The following is a 19,473-nucleotide window of genomic DNA, read 5'->3' as shown; positions in this document are numbered from 1 at the left end:
TAAGCCGTTACAACGCGCCTTTTTCCTTGTAGTAGCGCTCGGCGCCTGGATGCAGGGCAATGGGCAGGTTCTTGGCGGCGCTTTCAAGCGTGATGTCTTTGGCCGCCGAATGAGAGTTCCCCAGACGGGTGAGGTTTTCGAACAGCAGCTTTGTCATCTGATAGGCCAGTTCGTCGGGTACATCCGCGCGGGTGACGAGGATATTGGTGATCGCAACAGTGGGCACCGCCTCAGGCTGCCCGTCATAGGTATTGGCCGGGATCATTGCACTCTGATACGCCGGATTGCCGATTTTGGCGACAACGTCAGTAGGGATCGCAACATAGTTCAATGGCATTACCGAGGACAGGTCGCGAATGGCCGCCATGCCCAAACCGGAGGACTGCAACGTGGCATCCAGTTGCCGGTTCTTGATCAGTTCGACCGATTCGGCAAAGGGCAGGTATTGCACCTTGCCCATGTCTTCGTAGGTCAGACCCGCCGCCTTGAAGATCGCCCGGGCGTTGAGTTCGGTGCCCGACTTCGGCGCCCCGACCGAGATGGACTTGCCTTTGAGGTCTGCAAGCGTCTTGATTCCGGACTCTTTGCTGGCCACGATTTGAATGTAGTTGGGGTATGCCCCGGCAATTGCGCGCAATTTGCTCAGCGGCGCTTTGAAGCCTGCATCTTCAACGCCGTTTTTTGCATCGGCCACGGAGTCACCCAGTGCCAAGGCCAACTCGCCTCGACCGGCCTGCAGCAAGTTCAGGTTCTCCACTGACGCCTTGGTGGCCTGCACCGACGTCTTTACATCTGGAATGCCGTCACTGTAGATCTGCGACAGACCGACACCAATCGGGTAATACACCCCGCTGGTTCCCCCCGTCAGTATGTTGATGAACACCGGCGCAGCATGCGTCGCGGTCGTTATTGCCAAGGTTGCAGCGGCGACCAGGAGGGTGAGGCGGTTTTTTACTGGCATGGGAAACTCTCCGTCTTTTTATGGCTTTATGCAGAGTGACTCAACTGTAGTTGATCGCGCCGCAGAAGTGGCAACTGATCGTCAATATCGCAATCGCCTGGCGAGCGAGAGGCGTGACTTAGCCGTGTTTGGCGGTTTTTTGGTGGATCAGGGCCGCCGCGGTTGGAGGTCACCCCCTAACCGGTTAATCTTGGTGCTTCACATTCTTGAACTTCCACGGGAATCCGCTCGGGTGATCAAACCGCTATTGCTGATACGACGTCGTTTTACCTCGATCCGTTGGCGCACTCGAGTGACGCTCTGGGCCGCCGCCACCCTCGCGGGCCTGCTGGTGGTGATGTTTGCTCGACTGGCCGACCTGGCATTGACGCAATTTGCCCAACAGACCGCCGAACGCCCTTGGCTGCCGTTCATTTACACGCCTCTGGTCGGCATGCTCGTGGTATGGATGACCACGCGGTTCTTTGAAGGCGCCCAAGGCAGCGGCATTCCCCAGGTCATCGCGGCCACACGTCTTGCTCATCAAGGCAAACCCCTTGGCAAGCTGATATCGCTGCGTATTGCGTTCGCCAAGATAGGCCTCGGCACCCTGGCACTGACCGGTGGTTTTTCTGCCGGGCGCGAGGGGCCTTCGGTTCAGGTTGCCGCCTCGATCATGCACTTCTTTCACCGTTACCTGCCCAATGCACGAATCATCCGTCCCGAGGATCTCATCCTGGCCGGTGGCGCTGCAGGCATCGCGGCGGCGTTCAATACGCCTCTGGCCGGTGTCGCCTTTGCGGTCGAGGAGTTGGGGCGCAAGCTGGAAACCCGTACCAGCGGGGTATTGCTCAGCACGATCATCCTGTCAGGGATGGTCGCTATCGCCTTGCAGGGCAATTACAACTACTTCGGCCATTTCGACGTTCAGGGCATCAATCTGGGTATTGTGGTGCCGGTGCTGGCAAGCGGAATCGGCTGCGGTCTACTGGGTGGGCTGTTCAGCCGGATGCTCCTGTGGCCGCAACGGCATCATCGATTTGTGGTCTGGGAGTGGCGCCGCATGCATCCGGTCTGGTTCGCCGGTGCGTGTGGATTGATCGTGGCAATACTGGGCTGGCTCAGCGGCGGGATGTCATTTGGCAGTGGTTACGGGGTGACGTCGCAGATCATTGCGTCGGATGTCGGCCTGCCCTGGCACGCGCCGATCACGCGTTTTCTTGCGACCGTGGTGACTTATTTTTCCGGTATCCCGGGCGGCATTTTTGCCCCATCCCTGGCGGTAGGGGCAGCGGTGGGGGCCAATGCTGCCGAATTCTTCCACTTGGCTGCGCAGCCGATCATTGCGCTGTGCATGGTCGGTTTCCTGGCGGCGGTCACGCAATCACCCATCACGTCCGCCATCATCGTTATGGAGATGATTGACAGCCATGGGATGGTGATCAGTCTCATGGCGGTCGCGCTGATTGCCAAAGCGGTCAGTACAAGGATGGGCCCCGAGTTGTATCAGCAGTTGGCACGGGGCTTTCTGCAATCATCAACGGTGAAACCGCCGGTCGACAAAGCCAATCAGTAGTCAGGAACGTTCTCGTGCAATAGCTCCCCGGCCGATGCTCGCAGCCGTTCTTTGTCCTCCTTGAGCGTGAGTGCATGGTCTGCCCGCTGGAGTAATAGGATCGCGTGCCGGGTACAGGCGCTTTTGAACAACACCGGGTTGATCTGCGCGAGGCTGACAAGGGTCTTCATCATCCGAAGATCGACCTCAAGCAGGGCCGCCCCATCCCGGGCAATCGGCGCGAAAAAGTCATCGAACAGATCGTCGACCACCAGACCGCGCAGGTAAACCTGCTCGCAATCTGAATGGACCTTGGCCACGGGGTCTTGTGGTGTGCCCCAGCAAGTAAAGCTTCTGAGTCCGCGGCCAATCACGTCAATCGCCGTGCCGGGATCGTTGACCGCTGGCGACAGGGCCCGTGAGGCGATCTCTGACAGCACCGACAGCCCAAACCGGGGGTCGTGTTCAAAGGTGCGCCGCACGCCTATGGTAAGGGCCGCGAGGATCTTCTCGTTGCAGGCATGCTGCTCATCGACGCGCTCAGTGTTCAAACTCACGATCCGGGCGAGCGGCATGCCAAGGTGAACAAAACTCCCCGGAAGCACCTCCAGAAAAAGCTGTATCTCGCAAGCCTTGGCGACGGCGCCCAACGCGTTCACATCGATGTGCTGCACATACCCGGTTTGCTGACTTTGCAGCGCATAGGCGCTGGAGGGAATGCTCGTGACGTCAGGGTAGGGCGCACCGCCCAAGTGAGGCCATTGCACGCGATTGTCTATTGCGTCGATAGTCGCCTGTTCGACACGATCGATGGTTTCGCCCACCCGTCCAAGCTTGGAAAGATGATCGATCCAGCGCAGCAGGGTGTAGACAATCAGAATCACGACGGCAATCGTCACTGCAAACAGCAAGACCCTTCCTTGCCTGCCGTAAGCCCCTGTACTCAAGGCGATGATCCCCACGAGGCTGAACAGAAATGAGCCGATGAAGGTTGCGAGGGCATTTTGTGTTGTGGTGTCTTCCATCACCAGCGTGGTGGCGCGGGGCGTGACGCCGCTGCTGGCCGCACCGTATGCGGTGACCATCGTGCTTAGAGAAAAGGTGGTCACTGCCAGCATGCTTGAGGCGATGATGCCCAGTATCTTGTCGACGGCGTCGGCGCCAATACGTGCAGGCAGTGAGGCGGGAATGTAGTCCTTGAAGACAACGGCGAGCAACGCCGTTGCCACGCCCAGTAAGGAAAACAGGCTAGCTCTGAACCACAGCCGTTTGGTCAGTTGTTGTAACAGCCAGCGCCAGCGAGCGATCATTTTTCATACCTTTGAATAGTGGTGTGATCAATCTTCAGGTTCCGGTCAGTAAAGACCGCAAGATCACGCCCCATGATTGAGTTCCCATGGGTACGGATGGTTCATCCAACAGTCGCCCTGAGCACACAATATTGGGATAAAACCGGGGAGATAATAAAGTTTTGAGGTGGACGCCCCCCTTAATCGGCGAGAATCACGCCAACGCATTGTGATCCTGCTGATCGCACTTAGAATGGCGGGTCCCGGAGGCTGAGCCTCCGATACCGCGCGGCACTCATATTTCAGGTTAGTTCTATGTCCATAGCGGCAATACGGCTTATTGGCTTCATTTTGGGTATTTTTCTTATCACGCTGGCTGTCAGTATGGCCATCCCCATGCTGACGTTAGTGCTCTATGACCGCAGCGACGATCTGTCAGCCTTTCTCTGGTCCAGTCTGATTACCTTCATCTGCGGTCTTTTGCTGATCGTGCGCGGGCGCCCGGAGACGGCACAACTTCGTCCCCGGGATATGTACTTGCTCACGACCGGCAGTTGGGTGGTGGTGTGTACCTTCGCCGCGTTGCCAATGGTCTTTATCAGCCACATCAGTTACACCGACGCTTTTTTTGAAACCATGTCCGGTATCACAACCACCGGCTCAACCGTTCTGAGTGGCTTGGATACGGCCTCGCCGGGTTTGTTGATCTGGCGTTCGATGCTGCAGTGGCTGGGCGGCATCGGCTTTATCGGTATGGCCGTGGCGATCCTTCCGCTGCTGCGAGTGGGGGGCATGCGTCTTTTCCAGACTGAATCCTCGGACTGGTCGGAGAAGGTCACTCCGCGCTCTCATGTGGCTGCCAAGTACATCCTCTTCCTTTACCTGGGGCTTACCGGGGCCGGCGCACTTGCGCTCTGGATCGCCGGGATGACGCCGTTTGAAGCGATCAACCACGCCATGTCGATGATCTCCACCGGGGGATTCTCAACCTCGGACGCCTCACTTGGGCATTGGACGCAGCCCGCGATTCACTGGGTGGCGGTGGTGATCATGATTCTGGGCAGTCTGCCCTTTACCTTGTATGTCGCGACCTTGCGTGGTCATCGACGTGCGCTGCTCAAGGATCATCAGGTACGCGGTTTTATCGGATTCTTGATCGTCACCTGGCTGGCGGTGGGGACCTGGCTGTGCTTTAACAGCGACTACGGATGGTGGAATGCCCTGCGTATCGTGGCTGTCAATGTGACCTCGGTCGTCACCACCACGGGTGTTGCATTGGGTGATTACACCCTATGGGGCAGCTTCGCCGTTCTGCTCTTTTTCTACCTGACCTTCGTCGGCGGATGTTCAGGCTCCACGGCGGGCGGGCTGAAGATTTTCCGTTTTCAAGTGGCTGCCACGTTGCTGGTCAGCAGCTTGAAACAACTGATTCACCCTCGTGCCGTGATTCAAAAGAAGTACAACGGTCACCCCATCGATGAGGAGATCTTGCGTTCGCTTTTGACCTTCTCGTTTTTTTTCACCATTACCATTGCCGCCATCGCTTTGGGCCTGGCCCTTATCGGGCTTGACTGGACAACAGCCCTGAGCGGCGCAGCGACGGCAGTGTGTAACGTCGGGCCTGGGCTTGGCACGATCATTGGGCCGGCGGGTAATTTCGAATCTTTGCCTGACGCTGCCAAATGGCTATTGACCATCGGAATGCTCCTCGGACGGCTGGAAATCCTGACGGTGCTGGTGCTCATAACGCCGGTGTTCTGGAGATATTGACCGTCGATGTCATGGCTCACGAAGGTGGGACGCGACGTGATCACTGCCAAAGGTTGAACAACGTGACTGGATATGGTCTGGTAAGCGCTGTCTTCAGTGCGCCAGACCCCATAGGCAGGTGCCAGGCTCAGTCATCTTTTTCTTGATCATCTCCGAGGTTCCATGCAAATCGAGTTACAGGAGATTCGCGACCACCTTCATCGTTTCCCTCCCTTTGATCAGTTGCCTCAGGAGTCGCTGGACGCAATCGCCCGGCGTATCGACGTCAGTTATTTCAAGGCCGGCAGCGAAATTCTTGTGGCCGGCGCCGTCATTCAGGATTTGCACTACGTGCGCAGCGGCGCCGTGGAGATTTATCGGCGCAACGGCGATCTCTATAACCGCCTCGTCGAGGGCGATATCTTCGGGCAGGCGGGTTTATTACGCAGCAACAAAGTTCGTTTTCCCGCCAGGGCTCTCGAAGACAGCCTGATCTACTTTATTCCCGCCGATATGTTCGCAGACTTGTGCGCGCAGCATGATGCGTTCGCTGACTTCGTCGAGGCTGAAGGTCACTCAAGGCTACAGACCGCCGTCGAGGCACAGGGCCGCGCGAGTGAACTCATCCAGTTGAAATGCCGCGCCTTGATATCGCGTGAACTGGTATGGGTGAGCAGCGACACTTCAGTTCATGAAGCGGCGAAAGTGATGACCGAGCAAAGCGTTTCTTGTGTCGTGGTCATGGGACCCGCGGGGCGGCAAGCGGAAATGGTCGGCATTGTCACCGACCGCGACTTGCGTACCCGTGTGGTCGCTGAAGGACGAAGTGACAGTGCTACCTGCATCAGTGAAATCATGTCGACCGATCCGGCGGCGATCCAGGGCGATGACTCGGTATTCGAAGCCATGCTGGTCATGTTGCGACGCAATATCCATCACCTCCCGGTCGTCTATAAAGGCAGGACTTTAGGTCTGATCAACCTGTCGGACATCATCCGGTACGAATCCCAAAGCAGCTTGTACCTGGTCAACCGAATCTCCAATCAAACTTCAGTCGAGGGCCTGCGATCACTGTTGCGTGATCTGCGCGCGACCTACATCCGCATGGTGCGTGACGGCGCTACAGCGCACATGATCGGCAGCGCGATTGCAGGTGTTGGCCGTGCCTTCACTCAGCGTTTGATCGAGTTGGCGGAGAAACAACTGGGGCCGCCACCGGTGCCGTATTGCTTCATGGTGCTGGGGTCGATGGCCCGAGACGAGCAGTTGCTGGTGACCGACCAGGACAACGCCCTGGTACTCGATGATCGATTCGACCCCGTTCAGCATGATGAATACTTCAAGCGCCTGGCCACATTTGTCAGCGATGGCCTGGCCGCCTGCGGTTATAGCTATTGCAAGGGTGGAATCATGGCCACCAACGATCAATGGCGGCAACCGCTGCGGGTTTGGCGCACGTACTTTGAGCAATGGATCGAAAAGCCCAATCCGGCCACTTTGCTTAACAGCTGTATTTTTTTCGATCTGGACGGGGTCTACGGTCAACTTGAGTTAGTGCAGGAGCTCAAGAATTTGTGCGCCAGTAAATCCAGTCGCAACCCAGGGTTTCTCCATGCCCTGGCCCGGATCGCACTTAATCGGACGCCGCCGCTGGGGTTCTTCCGCACGTTCGTGGTGGAAACAGACGGCCGGCAGAAGGGCATCATCAACCTCAAGGGCCGAGGCACTGCGCCGCTGACTGACCTTATTCGCATCCACGCCCTTGCTTGCGCAAGCACGGCGCAAAACTCCTTTGATCGCCTCGATGCCATCAGCAATACCCAGCTCATGCCACCGGACGCATTGATGCACCTGCGTTACGCTCTGGAGTTCCTGTCCATGGTCCGGATCCGGCACCAGGCCGATGCGCTGGAGCAAGGAACCCTGCCCGACAACTACATCGAGCCGGAGCGGTTTTCCACCAGCGAACGGCATAACCTCAAAGATGCATTTCAGGTCTTGAGCAACGCGCAGAATTTCTTGCGATTCCGCTACCCACTCAAGGGGCGTCAATCGTAATGAACACCGTAAAAGTCGATCGACAGTTCGAGAAAATAGACTGGGCTGCAAGGTTTCAGGTATTGGCAGAGGGCGCTTGCCATCCCCATCTGAAAACGTTCTATCAGGCCGGGGCTGTGCCGGCACAGACCTCAATAGAGCAGGTGCAACTGCTGGCGATGGACATTGAAACGACCGGTCTTGATGCCCAGGCCCACAGCATCGTCAGCATTGGCCTGATCCCGTTCACGCTGCAGCGGATACATTGCGGTCAGGCGTTGTATTGGGTCATACAACCGCCGTCAGAGCTTAACGACCAGTCGGTGACGTTCCACCACATTACCCACACCGATATTGTGGACGCCCCGCGACTTTCCGAGATCGTCGGGGCGTTGCTGGAAGCCATGGCCGGTAAAGTCATGGTCGTGCATTACCGAAACATCGAGCGGGGCTTCCTCGATCAGGCGCTTCGCCTTCTGTTGGGGGAGGGCGTGCAATTTCCGGTGATCGACACGATGCAGCTGGAAGCACGCATGCATCGACAAAAGCGAACCTGGCTCGACCGGCTGCTGCGCCGCCCCAGGCGTTCAATAAGGCTGGCCGACAGTCGCGCGCGCTACCACCTGCCGGCTTACCACGCGCACCATGCCTTGACCGATGCCCTGGCGGCCGCCGAACTGTTGCAGGCACAAATCGCCAACCACTATTCACCGTCGACGCCGATTGAGGCGCTGTGGAACTGAGGTCGCCTCTCAATCTTTGAGCTGTCGATTAATGGCCTATCAGCGTGTCAATGCCATCCGGCTTGTCGTGCACGCCGAATCGATCCACGAGCGTGGCTGTCGCCCGGTTCATGCCAATCACATCGACTTCAATGCCTTCGCGACGAAGCTTGAGTACCACTTTGTCCAAGGCCGCGACGGCGGTGATGTCCCACAAATGCGCTTCGCGCAGATCGATGGTGAGCGTTTCGAGCTGTTCATTGAGGTCGAACGCGTTGGCAAAGCGATCTGCCGAGCCGAAGAAAACTTGCCCCGTCACATAGTACGTACGGTGACGATGCTCGGGATCACGTTTTGAGGAGATGTCCAGGTAGTGGGCAATCTTGTTGGCGAAGAACATCGCGGCCAGCAATGTCCCGGCGATCACACCAAAGGCCAGGTTGTGGGTGGCAACGACGACGATCACGGTCACAACCATTACCACGTTCGTGGACAGCGGGTATTGCTTGAGGTTGCGAATGGAGCCCCAACTGAACGTGCTGATCGACACCATGATCATCACCGCCACCAGTGCGGCCATCGGAATGCGCGCCAGCCAGTCACCCAGGAAGAGCATCATGATCAGCAACAACACGCCCGCGCTGAGCGTCGACAGGCGAGTGCGGCCGCCGGACTTCACGTTGATCATCGACTGGCCAATCATGGCGCAACCGGCCATACCGCCAATCAGCCCACTCACGATATTGGCAACGCCCTGACCTTTGCATTCGCGGCTCTTGTCGCTGGACGTATCGGTCAGATCATCGACGATCGTGGCGGTCATCATCGATTCCAGCAGACCCACCACCGCCAGCGCGGCGGAATAAGGCAGCACGATGAGTAGGGTGTTCAGATTCAGCGGCACCTCAGGCCACATGAAGATCGGCAGGCTGTCCGGCAGCGACCCCATGTCGCCGACAGTATGGATATTGAGCCCCATCGACACGGAAATCGCGGTAAGCACCAGGATGCACACCAAAGGCGAGGGCAGCACCTTACCCACGACCGGTAATAGTGGGAACAGGTAAATGATCGCCAAACCTGCAGCCGTCATTGCATAGACAGGCCAGGTGACGCCGGTGAGTTCCGGTAGTTGCGCCATGAAAATGAGGATCGCCAGTGCATTGACGAATCCGGTCACGACCGAGCGCGAAACGAAGCGCATCAGCTCGCCTAGTCGCAGGTAACCGGCAATGACCTGCAAGACGCCGCAGAGGAGCGTGGCAACCAGCAAATATTGCAGACCGTGATCCTTGACCAGATTGACCATCAGCAATGCCATGGCGCCGGTGGCCGCAGAGATCATCGCCGGGCGACCGCCGACAAAGGCGATGACGGTACAGATACAGAAAGAAGCATAGAGGCCAACCTTGGGGTCGACTCCGGCAATGATGGAGAAGGCGATAGCCTCGGGAATGAGCGCTAGCGCAACGACGAGACCCGCCAGTACATCCGCCCGGATGTTTGATAGCCAAGCGGCTTTGATATTCTCAAGCATTCATTTACCCATATCAGGCACGTCATGACCCGTAGCTCAGAGCGCTGAGCCATGCAGGCGTGGCTGTATCCAGTTGGTTGTGGGTTTGCTACGGCAAAAATTGCGTGCAGCAGAGTTGGACCGCAGCAGGGAGGCGGGCCGGTTTTTGCTCGATCACTGCATCAACGGTGCTGTTCAGCGGCCATGTTGGCCGTCTCGGGCGCCTTGGCATCCGGTAATGAAGCGACATAAACAGTGCGCGAAGGGAACGCAAAACTCACACCCAGTTCGGCAAAAGCGTCCATCATCCCCAGGTTTATGTCTTGCTGAACATCCATGTAAACGTTGTAGCTGGGATCAAGCACGATATACACCGTTTCGAACTCCAGGGCGCTATCGCCGAAACTGCGGAAGTGCGAGCGGTCGAACCGCGCCAGCTTTTGCGCTTTGATGATTTTCTCGATCCGCTGCGGTACTTCCTTGACCTGTTGGGCAGAGCAGTCGTAGGTCAGGCCAACCTCAAACACAATGCGGCGCTCTTGCAGACGTTTATAGTTTTGTATGGTGCTGCCGATCATTTGCGCATTCGCCATCACGATCTGCTCGCCACCGAGGCTGCGGATCCGTGTGGTTTTCAGACCGACATGTTCGACCGTACCGGACAGCGAGCCGACGACAATAAAGTCGCCCACTTCAAAAGGCTTGTCGACCGCGATGGAGAGAGAGGCGAATACGTCTCCAAGGATGTTCTGCACCGCTAACGCAATCGCAATACCGCCCACGCCAAGGCTGGCAACGAAGGCGGTGATGTTCACCCCGACGTTTGACAGCATTGCCATGACCACGACGACCCACAGAAATACTTTCGCACCCCATAGGCTGAGCGTTGCCAAGGCACTGGCCTGGAAAGTCTCGGCAGAGCCATGGCGTCGAAAGTAGCGTGCTAGCGCCAGTGCAATCGCACGGTTCGCCCAAAGGCCCGCTTGCAAGGCGGCAACCACGAACCACAGGCTGCTGACACGCCCCAGCCAGCGCTCAGGCAAATCAAGAAAGCCGATGCCGATAAGGACCGAGGCTAAAAACAAAAGGGTGTTGCTGGTAACCGAAAGCACTTCGAGCGCGATGTGACTGAGGTCAGCGTCGGGTAGCGAGGATCTCTTTCGGATTTTCTTGAGGGCAAATCGAATGGCCGTTCTGGCCAGAATGAAGCTGAGGACTGTTGCCAGGAGCGCCAGTAGCCAATGCCCTAAAGCGATCCCCAGAAAACTGTAATTTACAAAGAGGTCAATTGTGTTTTGTAGCATGCAGGTCTCCAGTAAAGCCCTGCGAGACATGTAATCGAACAACCAAATCACAGTCTCGCAGGTAAATCGAACTTACCTATCCATTTGAAAGCAATGACGCATCAGGATCGGGGTTCAGACAGCAGTCCTTTGACCAGAGAGATACATCCCACCATCAGCACAATAGCGAAAGGCAGACCGGTGGAGACCGCCATGGCCTGTAGCGCCACCAAACCACCGCCGAGCAGCAACGCGATAGCAATCACACCTTCGATCACAGCCCAGAAAACACGCTGCGGAACAGGTGCGTCGACCTTGCCACCCGCGGTAATGGTGTCGATCACCAGCGAGCCGGAGTCCGAGGAGGTAATGAAAAACACGATGACAAGAACAATGCCCAGGAATGAAGTGATTTCCTTGAGCGGCAAATGCCCCAGCATGGCGAACAGCTTCAGTTCGAGGACGGCATCTTTAACGCCCACAAAACCTTGAACGGTCGCTTGATCAATCGCCGTTCCGCCGAACGTCGTCATCCACAGTACCGAAACCACAGTAGGCACCAGCAGAACGGAGATCAGGAACTCTCGTACGGTACGACCACGGCTCACCCGGGCAATGAACATCCCGACAAAAGGCGACCAACTGATCCACCACGCCCAGTAGAACGCCGTCCAGCCTTCGGTGAACTCAGTGTCGGTTCGTCCAAAAGGATTGGAAAGGGCGGGCAGATACTCGGCATAACTCACCAGGTTTTTGAAAAAACCCGTGAAGATGGCCAGGGTAGGGCCCACGACAATGATGAACCCGAGCAGAAGCAAGGCCAGGCCCATGTTGATCTGGGACAGCACCTTGACGCCCTTGTCCAGGCCGGCAAGCACCGACCACAACGCGACCATGGTAATGCCGATGATCAGCAGTACTTTGCTGAGATTCGTCGACTTGATGCCAAAGAGATATTCGATCCCCGCTGCGGCCTGTTCCGCGCCGATGCCCAGGGACGTCGCCAACCCGAACAGTGTCGCGAATACCGCGAGGATATCGATGATATGCCCCGGCCAGCCCCAGACCCGTTCACCCAGCAATGGGTAAAAGATCGAACGGATCGACAGTGGCAAGCCTTTGTTATAGGAGAACAGCGCGAGCGACAGAGCAACAATCGCGTAAATCGCCCAAGGGTGCAGGCCCCAGTGGAAGATCGTCGTGGCCATGGCCAGTTCGGCTGAGCCTTTCATATCGCCTGCGGCACCACTCAGAGGTGCCCAGTCAGTACGAACCCCGTTGGCGTCGAGCGTGACGCCCCCCATCGAGGCCGCGTAGTGCGACATGGGTTCGGCAACGCCGTAGAACATCAGACCGATGCCCATGCCGGCAGCGAAGAGCATTGAAAACCAGCCCAGATACGTGTGATCAGGCTTGGCGTCGCGGCCGCCCAACCGAACCTTTCCCAGTGGCGAAACGATCAACGCCAGACACAGCACTACAAAGATGTTGGCGACGCTCATGAAGAACCAGGCCAAATGGCTGGTCAACCAGTTACGGATCGAACTGAAGAGTGGCTCTACTTCGTTTTGCAGTGCCAGCGTCAAGATGACGAAGAGCACGATCGTGGCTGCCGAGATGATGAAAACTTTGCCGTGGATATCGAGCGAGAACGAAAACTCACCTTTGATATTGTCTTGACCGATGACGTAGTCGGTATCGATCAGATTGGCTGCTCCGCTTGGAGCCGGGATGCCATCCTCACTGGCAGATTGAGAATTAGCTGGTAGATCATCCATAGGGTTTTTCCCCATGAGAGCCTCCTTGGTAGTGGCACGCTTGTGCGTGCGATGGTCTGTAGCCCCGCTGTTCCTATGTTTAAACGAGAAATTTGCCGCTCTATCCTAACAAGTTTTGACACAAATCCCGAAAATCCATCGAAATCTCCAATCAATATCGACGTAGAAATGAATAGATTTGTCCAGACACCTATACGTCGACAGATATATCTACTCATCGTTCGCTTTCGCATACTCGCGCTGCTGCCGGCCAGGCGAGCGAACGCGGCACTCGATGTGAACCCGGTGTTCGATGCCATCATCGATCAGTAACAGTGCATCTTCTTCAACGCGCTGGTCGTCAAGCGTCATTGAGGTGGTGTCTGTCGTGCCTTGATTGATTTGGAAATGGTACTGGGTTGCACCGAAGCGGTAGGTCAGCGTAAACCCGGGCCAATCCTGCGGGATCAACGGCTCGATCCTGAGCGTGTTGCCACTGCGTTGCAGGCCGAGCAGTGACTCCACCCCCAAGCGGTACATCCAGCCCGCCGAGCCGGTATACCACGTCCAGCCGCCCCGTCCGGCGTGGGGGGCTTTGGCGTAAACATCGGCGGCCATCACGTAGGGCTCGACTTTGTAGGTCTCGATCCTGGCGTTGTTGAGCGGGTCGGCGGGGTTGATCAGGTTCAGCAATTCCCAGGCTTTTTCGGTATCGCCCAATTGAGCAAATGCCATTGCCGCCCAGATTGCGGCGTGGGTGTATTGTCCGCCGTTCTCTCGCACACCTGGCACATAGCCCTTGATATAACCGGGGTCTTGTTCGCCTTTGTCAAACGGCGGATCAAGCAGTAACACGGCGCGAATTCTCGCCGCTGGCGATGTCCCGCAAATAACAGAACGTGCCCCCATTATCTTGCGTGATGTCCTCGCGCCAACGCGTCACGGCCATGTCGCTACGGCGACTGTAGCCGCCGCCGACACTGCTGAGCATCACATGGTAGTTGCCGTTCGAGAGCAATTGAACGGCGGTGCGCTTATGCCCTGGATGGGCAAAAAAACGCAGTGTGTTGTCCTGGTTGAGACCTTTGTCACCCACGGCTGTCGGTTGTTCGGTTTGCAGATAAGGCTCTGCGGTCTTGGGGACGCGCTCTTGCAACAACAGCAGGGCCGATCGCAATGCCGGGTCGGACTCGAAACGACGTTGCATCGGCTGGTTGAGCAGTACGCTCGTCAAGGCGAGCAGGCTCATGCCTTGATGGTGAGCCATGAACGATTGCACTAAGGCGAACCGCTGGCCTCGCGGCAATCGGGCTTCGGTGTAGTCAACGGCTTCGTAAAGTCCGAAACGTCCCGCCGCCCCCTGACTCGCCAGGCGTTGCAGGTTTTTGCAGGCCGCCTCGGGATTTACCATCAGCGCCAGGGCACTGGCGTAGGGCGCTATCACCACGTCTTCGCTCAAGCCGCGCTTTAGGCCCAGCGCCTGCACGCCAAACGCTCGGTATTGGTAATTGAAGTGGGTATCGAGCATGTAGTAGCCCGACTCCGATACGCCCCAAGGGATGCCCAGGCCTTTGCCTTGTTCGATCTGTAGAGTGACGGCGGCACGACAAGTCTGGTCGAGCAGACTGCCGTCATAGTTGGGCATGACCAGCAACGGCATCAGGTATTCGAACATCGATCCGGACCAGGACATCAGGGTCGGTACGCCGGCATAGACGCCTAACAATCGGCCCAGGGTAAACCAGGCCCGTTGGGGTATTTGGCTCTGAGCAATCACCACGAAATTGGTCAGGCGCACCTCGGAGGCCAGCAGGTCGTAGTAGCCGGTGTCCAGGCGACGTTCTTCAGCGTTGTAGCCGATGAAGAACAAATCGCGGTTGCTGTCAAAGAGCAACGAGAAATCCATCTGCGCGAGGTCGCCGCTCAGCTCGATCAACCGGTCCAGGACGCTGATGGCCTCGCCGGCGCGTTTACGTACCGCCTCAATACAATCATGGTGTTCGGCGGACCAGTCGTCACGGTTGAGCCGGGCCAGTTGCCTTAGCGTTTGGCTGAACGGTTCGTGGTTGCTGAGTGGCGCAGGCAGTTGATAGCGAACAAGTGTGGCGATCCAGTCGTCGCATTGAGCGGTGAACACACGCTGCCAGTAGGCGCTTTCGTCATCGGCGTTTGCCTGCGCGGCGGCGGCGATGGCCCTAGCCGTTTGCAAGTGATCCAGCAAGGCATGGGGTTCGATGGTTTGCGCGGCGCGCTCAAGGACCGGGCTTAGCTGATCACACAGCGCTTTCGTACCTTGGGTTTCAGCCAGTGTGTTCAACGTGTCTTGCAGGCCCTTAATGACGCCAAGGTCGAAGAGTGGTTGATCCGGCAGTTGCACCAGGCCCGCCCGCAAAGTGAGTAACAAGCCCGCCAGGTTGCCGCTGTCCACCGTCGAGATGTATTGCGGCCTCAGTGGCTGGCAGGTCTGCGTGTCGTACCAGTTGTAGAAATGCTGCCGGTGACGCTCCAGCGCATTCATGCTGTCCAATGAGGCGGCCAAGCGTTGCAACAGGCGATCGGTACTTAAATAACCGAAGTCGTGGGCCGCCAGGTGGGCGAGCAGCGCCATGCCCATATTGGTGGGGGAGGTGCGGTGGGCAATCGCCGCTTTAGGTTCTTCTTGAATATTGTCCGGCGGTAACCAGTTGTCCTGCGGGCCTACGTACTCATCGAAAAACGCCCAGGTTCGACGGGCCAGCACCCGCAAAAAGTTCAACGACTCGGGCGAAGGGGTGAATGTCGCGTGCTCAGGTTTGGCGCTCAGGCGCCAGGCGATCCATGGGCCGACCAACCAGGCCAGTAGCAGTGGGGCGGCAATGGCCAGCCTGAGCGGTTCAGTCAATAACCCGGCCAGCGCGATCAGCGCAAGCACTGGCCCAAACCACATCTCGCGGTAGAGTCCGGACAGCCGATTCGCCGAACTGCGCTCCACCTCGCGGGACGGTTGCCATTGCAACAGCAAACGCCGGCTGAAAAACATCCGCCACAGCGACCGCGCAATAGCGCCAGCGCTGTAGTACATCTCGAAAGGCAGCCAGGCGATGGTGGCGCAGACTTGTGCGAGGTCTTGTGCCAGCCCATCAAGAAGGGCTCTGAGGTACGCCCGATAAGGCACGTTCAGCGGCGGTTGCAGGACATCGGTAAGGGTTCTGAGCAACGGCTGGATGACGAGCAAACCGACCACCGCCAATGTCCAGGCCAAGGGCTCACTGCTGGCAAACCAGCCCCAGACCAGCATTGACAGCAACGCCAGTGGCTCCAGGCTGCGCCGCAGATTGTCGAGAATCTTCCAGCGCGCCATGACACCCAAGCGATTGCGCGTCCATTCACCTCGTGTATTGCGCCCAAGGGAGCAGCCATGGGACTAACTGCCAGTCACCACGGATCCAGCGATGCCTGCGTTTAATGTCGGCGCTGTAACGCGAGGGGTATTGCTCATACAACTGCACATCGCTGAGCAAACCCGAGCGTGCGTAGCAGCCTTCGATCAAGTCGTGGCTGAGTATCTGGTTATCGGGCAGGCAGCCTTCCAGCGCACAGGTAAAGGCATCCACGTCATAGATGCCCTTGCCAATGAAAGACCCTTGCTGGAACAGATCCTGATAGATGTCCGACACCGCACGGGTGTAGGGGTCGACACCCCCGTCACAACCAAACAGCCGGGAATACAGGGTGCGTGGTGTGCTCGCCAGGCTGATGCCGACACGCGGCTGCAACAACGCGTAACCGGATACGATTTTTTCCTTGCCAGTGTCGAACAAGGGCCGGCTGAGTGGGTGCATTATGGCGGCCACACATTGGCGAGCAACATCCTGCGGCAGCAATGTATCGGTATCCAGGGTCAGCACGTAACGCACGGACAGAAGGGGGCGTATGTCGCCGACAATCGTCGTGAAACGCGTCTCGCCCGTGCCACGCAGCAACGCATTGAGGTCATTGAGTTTGCCGCGCTTGCGTTCATGCCCCATCCACACCTGTTGGCCGGGATTCCAGCAACGCGATCGATGAAACAGGAAGAACCGGTCGACCGTGCCTTCAGCATATTTACGATTGAGCTGGTTGATCGCCTGAGCGGCGAGTGCCAGCAATTGTGCGTCGTGAACCTCGACCTCTTCTGGCGCATCGAGAAAATCAGTGAGCAAGGCGAAAAACAGATTGCCGTCACGATTGGCCAGGTACCTGACCTCAAGGCCTTCTACCAACTCCTCGACATCGGCACGCGTGGCGATGAGTGAAGGAATGGCTACCAGCGTGCGAGCTTCCTCAGGAATACCGCCGGCGTAGTCCATCTTCGGCAATATCGTGGGCAACAGGCTGAAGGTCACCAGCCAGTTGATCAGGCTGATGGCCAGGCGACTGGTCATGATCAGGCAGGGCACTGCCAGCGCCAGCAAGGCAACGTCGGGCAGTCCGTCGCGACTTGCAGATGCGAGCAATGGCAAGGCAAAAATCAGCGTGAGAACGCCAACCGGTGTCAGGTAAAACACCAAAGGAGAAAACTGCAGAAGGCGTTTCCAACGCTCATGCAGAGGCACTTTGGCGACAAGCCTTTGCTCAAGAGCACCGATGCCGGCGCCGATCAGGTAATACCCGATGTGGTTGTGCAGCGCACTGTCGAGTGCCGCGGCGTGCTGCTGTCCCGATAGATCCACGACGATCTGAGCCACCTGGATCTCTGAGCGATGGCTACGCCTGGCGAGCCGTTCGATCATGTGTCGATAACTGTCGCGGGTGGCGAAATCCATGAATGGGTAAACGGCGGCGGGGTCGTTCTTCAGGGTCTGTTCGACATGACTCATCGATTCGACGAACTCGCGCCAATTGGTGGCCGTCAGCAGGCGCAGGCTTGCGATGCTATTGCTGATAGACACTTGGTCGGCAGACTGTTGCTGCGCGTCGAGGTGCACCTGACGCTCTGTGCTGGAGCCCGTTTCACCCAGTATTTGTTCGATCCAGTTGAGGGGCAGGGCGAGGGCCACACTCTGGCCCTGCAAGCGGCGGGCGAACTCGGCGACGAACGCTGCGCTCAAACGGGGTCCCGAATGGGCCATGTCGGCGACGGTCAGTACGACATTTTTTACATCGCGACCGGAGACCTCGATCAGACGTTCGGCCCAGTCGTCCGCCCTGTTTCGGTCGTCCGAATTTGCCATTACCCGTGACGCCACTCGGCGCAGGTTTTCGATCAATGCAAGGCGCACCATGATCGGGATCGCCCACAGTTCCCCCAGTGCCAGTGGCATGACGGTCTGATACGCAACGATGAAGCGCCTGAGGCTCAACTCATCGAATCGGCCGTCGCCATGGGAGATCGTTTCCAGCGCAATGTCGTAGACCCTTGGAAGGCCCGCGGAAGGGCCGTTGGTCAAGCGTGGCAACTCTCGGCTATAGCCTTTGGGCAGATGCTTTCTGGCGGTACGAATGTGATCTTCAACGAGGAAGTAGTTGTCCAGTAACCACTCGGCGGCCGGGGTGACAGGCCGACTGGAAGACTGCGCCTGTGTCAGCGCGGTGCAACTGCGGTTGAGCACCACCTCATTGTCGTCCAGCCTGCCCAGTAGAGCGTCGCGGGAAGACACGGCACTGACCTGATGCTGGTTGGCCAGAGCGATGCCGTGACTGGCCATTTGGTCAGCATTGAACAGTTCGGCGCGCAGAATCGGCTCATAGGCGAACTTGAGACTGGGGAACTTGCCGGTTCGACAAAAGGCAGCCAAACGAGGTAACAACAGCCTGATGCGTGTCCCTATGCTGGTCATATTTCTCCTGATCTGAGACATGCGCGCGCACACCCGGATAACCGCGCGCGGTGCTGGGTCAACTGATGAGCAGGTGATTTTCTACACGATAGACACCGGGTACTGCCCAGGCTGTGTGTTCCACCGCTTTACGTTCGAGCCATCTGTTAACAGTGCCTTCGAGCGTTACTTGATTGCCATGAACCGTGACGTGAATCTTGCCGGCATCCAGTTCGGCACTTCGTGCCAAGGCTTCTTCGATAAGTGTTTTGATGTCTTGAATGCTGTCTTTAGGCTTTATCGCTAGGCAATTGTCGATGCCCACAATCCCTTGCAATTGTTGTATGAGCGCTTTCACGGCGTCTTTCTGGTATTGCCACTCCACGTTTCCCTCAATCGTTACCCACCCGTGCTGCACTTTGATGTGAATGGGTTCCTTGGAAATCGCCGTGTCCCAGCGGATCAGATCCAGGCAACGCGAGGCGATCACGCCATCATCGATAGTGTGAGCGCCGGACACCCGCACTTCGAGTTCCTCGGCCACGGCGACGACGCCTTTAACGCTCTGGACGGCGCGCTCAGCGGCGATTTTTTCAGCGTAAGTCCGCACATGCCCGCGGAGCACGACAACACCGTTTTCGAGGGTGACACCGATAGCCGCAGCATCGATGTGCGGCAAAAACTCCAGCTCGTCCAGAATGGTTCTGCGTAACGTCAGGTCATTCATCATCAATCCTTTTGGCGCTTGCCCGAAGCCACAGTGACCTCAAGAAAAACAGCCGTCTGTGCGTCAGCACACAGACGTGCTGCAACGACCTCGCGCACGCTGCCTGATCGTCTGCCAACAC

The 19,473-nt window shown here is 57.6% G+C and carries 11 protein-coding genes and 1 pseudogene; 4 read left to right on the top strand and 8 right to left on the bottom strand.

What is annotated here, in order from left to right:
* Positions 1-7: 7 nt before the first annotated feature.
* Positions 8-961, bottom strand: coding sequence for a TAXI family TRAP transporter solute-binding subunit (locus AACY18_RS12835; RefSeq protein WP_339465040.1), 954 nt, complete (start codon positions 959-961; stop codon positions 8-10).
* 232 nt (positions 962-1,193) lie between these two features.
* Here AACY18_RS12835 and AACY18_RS12830 point away from each other — a divergent pair, with 232 nt between their 5' ends.
* Positions 1,194-2,516: a chloride channel protein gene (locus tag AACY18_RS12830; RefSeq protein WP_339465109.1), complete on the top strand. Its 1,323-nt coding sequence runs from the start codon at positions 1,194-1,196 to the stop codon at positions 2,514-2,516.
* On the opposite strand, the gene AACY18_RS12825 is transcribed toward AACY18_RS12830, so the two are convergent.
* On the bottom strand, positions 2,510-3,805 hold the full coding sequence (locus tag AACY18_RS12825; RefSeq protein WP_339465039.1) for a DUF2254 domain-containing protein: 1,296 nt from the start codon (positions 3,803-3,805) through the stop codon (positions 2,510-2,512). The genes AACY18_RS12830 and AACY18_RS12825 overlap by 7 nt on opposite strands.
* Before the next feature lie 294 nt (positions 3,806-4,099).
* On the opposite strand from AACY18_RS12825, the gene AACY18_RS12820 reads away from it, so the two are divergent.
* From AACY18_RS12820 to AACY18_RS12810, 3 genes are all read left to right on the top strand, one after another.
* Positions 4,100-5,554 carry a TrkH family potassium uptake protein gene (locus tag AACY18_RS12820; protein WP_339465038.1) on the top strand — a complete coding sequence of 485 codons (1,455 nt, stop codon included), beginning with the start codon at positions 4,100-4,102 and terminating at the stop codon, positions 5,552-5,554.
* 162 nt (positions 5,555-5,716) lie between these two features.
* Complete coding sequence (locus tag AACY18_RS12815) at positions 5,717-7,591, top strand: DUF294 nucleotidyltransferase-like domain-containing protein (RefSeq protein WP_339465037.1); 1,875 nt, start codon at positions 5,717-5,719, stop codon at positions 7,589-7,591.
* Positions 7,591-8,313 carry a 3'-5' exonuclease gene (locus tag AACY18_RS12810; RefSeq protein ID WP_339465036.1) on the top strand — a complete coding sequence of 241 codons (723 nt, stop codon included), beginning with the start codon at positions 7,591-7,593 and terminating at the stop codon, positions 8,311-8,313. Before AACY18_RS12815 ends, AACY18_RS12810 begins: the two co-directional genes overlap by 1 nt.
* A gap of 28 nt (positions 8,314-8,341) precedes the next feature.
* Here the strand turns inward: AACY18_RS12810 and AACY18_RS12805 are convergent, their stop codons facing one another.
* From AACY18_RS12805 to AACY18_RS12775, 6 genes and pseudogenes are all read right to left on the bottom strand, one after another.
* The gene (locus AACY18_RS12805) at positions 8,342-9,829 is read right to left on the bottom strand and encodes a SulP family inorganic anion transporter (protein WP_339465035.1); all 1,488 of its coding nucleotides are present in this window, start codon (positions 9,827-9,829) and stop codon (positions 8,342-8,344) included.
* A gap of 161 nt (positions 9,830-9,990) precedes the next feature.
* Positions 9,991-11,112, bottom strand: a complete 1,122-nt coding sequence (locus AACY18_RS12800) for a mechanosensitive ion channel family protein (RefSeq protein WP_339465034.1) — start codon at positions 11,110-11,112, stop codon at positions 9,991-9,993.
* Between the two features lie 101 nt (positions 11,113-11,213).
* A complete protein-coding gene (locus tag AACY18_RS12795; RefSeq protein WP_339465033.1) occupies positions 11,214-12,884 on the bottom strand; it encodes a BCCT family transporter in 1,671 nt (556 codons plus the stop codon).
* Positions 12,885-13,079: 195 nt separating this feature from the next.
* Positions 13,080-13,703 carry a GH36-type glycosyl hydrolase domain-containing protein gene (locus AACY18_RS12790; protein ID WP_339465032.1) on the bottom strand — a complete coding sequence of 208 codons (624 nt, stop codon included), beginning with the start codon at positions 13,701-13,703 and terminating at the stop codon, positions 13,080-13,082.
* A 13-nt stretch (positions 13,704-13,716) separates the two neighbouring features.
* Positions 13,717-18,646: pseudogene (locus AACY18_RS28050) on the bottom strand (glucoamylase family protein); the annotation flags it as partial.
* 58 nt (positions 18,647-18,704) lie between these two features.
* Entirely contained in the window at positions 18,705-19,352 is a 648-nt protein-coding gene (locus tag AACY18_RS12775) for a BON domain-containing protein (protein ID WP_339465029.1), read from the bottom strand.
* Positions 19,353-19,473 lie beyond the last annotated feature (121 nt).

Source organism: Pseudomonas sp. EA_65y_Pfl2_P74 (assembly GCF_963970575.1).
GTDB classification, from domain to species: domain Bacteria; phylum Pseudomonadota; class Gammaproteobacteria; order Pseudomonadales; family Pseudomonadaceae; genus Aquipseudomonas; species Aquipseudomonas baetica_A.
This window is presented reverse-complemented; position numbering and strand designations above follow the sequence as displayed.